This is a genomic window from Exiguobacterium sp. s168 (assembly GCF_018619035.1).
GTDB lineage: Bacteria > Bacillota > Bacilli > Exiguobacteriales > Exiguobacteriaceae > Exiguobacterium_A > Exiguobacterium_A acetylicum.
Genome location: NZ_JACSNE010000073.1, coordinates 1 through 361, shown reverse-complemented (window position 1 = coordinate 361; position 361 = coordinate 1). Strand labels below are relative to the sequence as shown.

The 361-nt window shown below is 49.9% G+C and carries 2 tRNA genes; both read left to right on the top strand.

What is annotated here, in order from left to right:
• The first annotated feature begins 92 nt into the window (after positions 1-92).
• Positions 93-166 (top strand) — tRNA-Arg (locus KNQ15_RS16690).
• Between the two features lie 5 nt (positions 167-171).
• Positions 172-248 (top strand) — tRNA-Pro (locus KNQ15_RS16685).
• The last annotated feature ends 113 nt before the right edge of the window (positions 249-361 follow it).

The following is a 361-nucleotide window of genomic DNA, read 5'->3' as shown; positions in this document are numbered from 1 at the left end:
CGGTCGTGGCGGAATCGGTAGACGCGCTAGGTTGAGGGCCTAGTGGTGGCAACATCGTGGAGGTTCAAGTCCTCTCGACCGCACCATATGATGCACCCTTAGCTCAGCTGGATAGAGTACTTGACTACGAATCAAGGGGTCGGGAGTTCGAATCTCTCAGGGTGCACTTTTCGGGAAGTAGCTCAGCTTGGTAGAGCACTTGGTTTGGGACCAAGGGGTCGCAGGTTCGAATCCTGTCTTCCCGACCATTATTTTCATACGAAATACATTGGACTTTGAAAACTGAACGATGAGGCAAAAATCGTATTCTACGGAATACAAACATGAATGAAGCGCAAGCTTCGTCAATCGTGACTTCGGT